Origin of the sequence: Kitasatospora sp. NPDC058965 (assembly GCF_042741245.1) — a bacterium.
Classification (GTDB): Bacteria; Actinomycetota; Actinomycetes; order Streptomycetales; family Streptomycetaceae; genus Kitasatospora.
This window is the reverse complement of sequence record NZ_JBHYKG010000502.1, coordinates 1-3866: the sequence shown is the minus strand read 5'-3', so window position 1 is coordinate 3866 and position 3866 is coordinate 1. Positions and strand designations below refer to the sequence as shown.

At 76.8% G+C, this 3866-nt stretch carries 3 protein-coding genes; 1 reads left to right on the top strand and 2 read right to left on the bottom strand.

What is annotated here, in order from left to right:
* Together ACFW1A_RS39325 and ACFW1A_RS39320 are read right to left on the bottom strand one after the other, a co-directional pair.
* The coding region (locus ACFW1A_RS39325) for a SpoIIE family protein phosphatase (RefSeq protein WP_380418297.1) at positions 1-1659 on the bottom strand (1659 nt) is incomplete at its 3' end.
* A gap of 16 nt (positions 1660-1675) precedes the next feature.
* Positions 1676-2134: a universal stress protein gene (locus tag ACFW1A_RS39320; protein ID WP_380418295.1), complete on the bottom strand. Its 459-nt coding sequence runs from the start codon at positions 2132-2134 to the stop codon at positions 1676-1678.
* 278 nt (positions 2135-2412) lie between these two features.
* Here ACFW1A_RS39320 and ACFW1A_RS39315 point away from each other — a divergent pair.
* The coding region (locus tag ACFW1A_RS39315; protein ID WP_380418293.1) for an MFS transporter at positions 2413-3866 on the top strand (1454 nt) is incomplete at its 3' end.

Here is a 3866-nt window from a genome sequence, read left to right as displayed (position 1 = left end):
GTCCGAGGGGGCGTCAGTCCGGTGCAGCAGCAGCATCGCCGCGTCGTCCTCGGCCTCCAGCCGACTGCCCAGGGTGTCCCGGACGTGGTCGGCCAGCGCCGACAGCTCCGCCGGGCCGGTCGCGAACACCCGGGCCAGCCGCTCCAGGCCCAGCTCCAGGTCCTCGCCGGGCCGCTCCACCAGGCCGTCGCTGTACAGCAGCATGGTGGCGCCCCGCGGCAGGTGGAAGCCGGCCGCCGGGTAGCCGTCCGGGTCCCACTCCCCCGGCAGGCCCAGCGGCAGGCCGGGCGGCAGCGCGATCCGCTCCACCCGCCCGTCGGCCAGGCGCAGCAGCGGCGGCAGGTGGCCGGCGTTGGCCAGGCTGACCTCGCCGCTGTCCAGGTCCACCCGGGCGTACAGGCAGGTGGCGAACCGGTCCGCGTGCAGGTCGGCGAGGAAGGCCGAGGCGCGCGCCAGCACCGCCGAACTCTGGTGCCCCTCGGCCGCGTAGGCGGTCATCGCGATCCGCAGCTGCCCCATCACCGCGGCGGCCTCGGTGTCGTGCCCCTGCACGTCGCCGATCGCCACCGCCACCGCGTGCTCGGCCAGCGGCACCGCGTCGTACCAGTCGCCGCCGATCCAGGTGCCGACCCGGGCGGTGCGGTAGCGCACCGCCAGCGCGCCGCCGCGCAGCCGCGGCAGCCGGCGCGGCAGCATCGCGCTCTGCAGCCCGGCGGCGATCTCCCGGGACTGGTCCACCAGCATCGCCCGCTGCAGCGACTGGGCGACGGCGCTGGCCAGCGTGGTCAGCAGGGTGCGGTCCTCGGCGGTGAAGACCCGCCGGCCCTCGTAGACCAGGGCCAGCGCGCCGATCGGGCGGCCCTGCGCGACCAGCGGCAGGAAGGCACCGGCGGTGGCCTTGCTGTCGGTCAGCTGGTCCGCCAGCGCCGGGTAGCGCCGCAGGAAGCCGGCCACCGAGGTGTAGAAGGCCGGCTCGCCCGAGCGCACCACGTCGTTCATCGGCCACGGTTCGGTCAGCCGGGCGCGGCGCAGCTCGGCCACCCGGATGTTGACCCGGCCCACCGCGCCGACCAGCCGGATCCGGCCCTGGTCCACCACGCCCAGGGTGATCCCCTGGGCGCCGAGCCGGCGCACGCTCTGGTCCCCGGTCAGCACGGCGACCACGTCGTCCACGGTGAGCGCCTCGCCGAGCGCGTCGGCCACCTCGCGCAGGGCCGACTCCTGGCGCTGCCGGTCGTCCTCGGCCATCAGCCGCAGCGAGGAGTGGGCCAGCTCCTGGGTGGCGTCCCGGACCACCCCGACCACCCGGGTGCCGGGGCGGTCCGGGTGTGCCGGGTCGCGCACCAGTTGGCCCTGGCAGTAGGTCCAGCGCACCGTGCCGTCGCGCAGCCGGATCCGGAAGTAGCTGCTGTACCCCTCGGACCGGCCGGCCTTGATCGCCTCGACCAGCCGGTGCAGCCGGATCTGCTCCTCCACCGGGATCCGCGGGTTCAGCCCGGCGGCCGTGCCCTGGTACTCCGCGGCATCCGTGTCGAACACCGCCATGCCGCTCGCGTCCAGCGTGAAGCGGCCGGTGACGGTGTCCCACTCGAAGCAGCCGAGCCCGTTGGCGGCCAGCGCCTCGGCCGGGTCCAGGTGCGGTTGCAGGCCTTCGGTCATCGGGCTCGACGCTCCGTCAAGCGGGGTCCTGCGGGGCCCGGACCACCACCACCGGGCAGGGCGCGTGCTCCACCACGTGCCGGCTGACCGAACCGAGCAGCACCCCGGCGAACCCGCCCAGCCCGCGGCTGCCGACCACCAGCAGCTCCGCCCCCTCGGCCTGGCGCAGCAGCGCGGCGGCCGCCGGGCCGGGCAGCACCAGCTGGGTCACCGGCACCGCCGGCCGGTCGCCGGCCTCCCGGGCGACCGTCTCGGCCAGCACCTTGGCCGCCAACCGGTCCGGCTCCAGTCCCTCCGGGGGCGGCGGCAGCATGCCGCCGGCCAGCGCGTAGTAGCCGGGCACCTCCCACACGCCGACCGTCTCCACCACGTCCGCCCCGGTGGCGGCGGCCTGGTCCAGCGCCCAGCGCAGCGCGGTGGCCGAGGCCCGGGACCCGTCCACGCCCACCACGATCCGGCGCTGCGGCGCGGCCACCTCAGGCCTCCCCGGTGGCGGCCGGGGCCGAGCGCCGGGCCGCCGGGGGCGAGGCGTGCGGGCTCCGGCCGGAGGCCGGGGGAGGGTAGTCGGCGCCGTGGGCCGGGAGCAAGGTCATCGGTCTCACCTGACTGCGGGGGGACGTGGTCCGCTCCCCACCCTGACCCGGCAGTTGACGCCCCGCCACCGGAGCGCACCCCGTCGGGCACGCCGATCCGCCGCGGCGCGATCGGCGCGGATGCCTGCGCGGAGGGGTCACCGTCCCGCAGGATGCCCGTATGGACAACGCGATCAGGCTGCACAGCGCACGCGGCCGGTGGGTGGTGCTGGCCGCCGCCCTCGGCTCCGGCATGGCGATGCTGGACGGCTCGGTGGTCAACGTCGCGCTGCCGCACATCGGCGCCGACCTCGGGGCGTCGCTGGCCGCACTGCAGTGGACGGTCAACGCGTACCTGCTCACCCTGGCGGGGCTGATCCTGCTCGGCGGCTCGCTCGGCGACCGGTACGGGCGGCGGCGGGTCTTCCTGATCGGAGTGGTCTGGTTCGCGCTCGCCTCCGGGCTGTGCGCCGTCGCGCCGACCGTCGGCGTGCTGATCGCCGCCCGGGCGCTGCAGGGGGTCGGCGGGGCGCTGCTCACCCCCGGGTCGCTGGCGCTGCTGCAGGCCACCTTCCACCCCGACGACCGCTCGGCCGCCGTCGGCGCCTGGTCCGGGCTCGGCGGGGTGGCCACCGCCGTCGGCCCGTTCCTGGGCGGCTGGCTGGTCAGCGGCCCGGGCTGGCGGTGGATCTTCGTGCTCAACCTGCCGGTGGCCGTGGTGGTCGCGCTGCTGACGGTGCGCCACGTGCCGGAGAGCCGGGACGAGGAGGCCACCGGACGGTTCGACGTGCCCGGCGCGGTGCTCGCCGCGCTCGCCCTCGGCGGGGTGACCTACGCGCTGACCGAGGCGGCCGAGGGCTTCTCCGCGGGCGTGGCGGTCTCCGCGGTGGCCGGCCTGCTGCTCGGTGTCGCCTTCGTCCGGGTGGAGCGGCGCACCCCGGAGCCGATGCTGCCGCTGGAACTCTTCGCCAGCCGGCTGTTCACCGCCGTCAACCTGGTCACGCTGGCCGTCTACGGGGCGCTCAGCGGCGTGATGTTCTTCCTGCAGGTGCAGCTGCAGACCGTGGCCGGCTTCGAGCCGCTGGTCGCGGGGGTGGCGTTCGCCCCGGTCACGGTGCTGATGCTGCTCTTCTCGGCGCGGGCCGGGCGGCTGGCCACCCGGATCGGACCGCGGCTGCCGCTGACCGCCGGACCGCTGATCGCGGCGGCCGGGGTGCTGCTGATGCTGCGGATCGGCCCGCACGCCTCCTACTGGGCGGACGTCCTGCCGGCCGCCGTGGTGTTCGGCGTCGGGCTGACCGTGCTGGTGGCGCCGCTCACGGCGACCGTGCTGGCCGCGGTGGACGTGCGCCGGGCCGGGATCGCCAGCGGGGTGAACAACGCGGCGGCCCGGGCCGCCGGTCTGATCGCGGTGGCCGCGCTGCCGTTGCTCACCGGGCTGAGCGGCCAGCAGTACCAGGTGCCGTCGGCGGTGGACGAGGCGTTCCGCACCGCCGTGCTGATCTGCGCCGGGGCCCTGGTCGCCGGCGGGCTGCTGGCGCTGGCCACGGTGCCGGGCCGGCCCGCACCGGCGCCCAGCGAGCCGGACGCCACCTGGTACTGCGCGGCGACCGCGCCGCCGGTCGACCCCGGGCA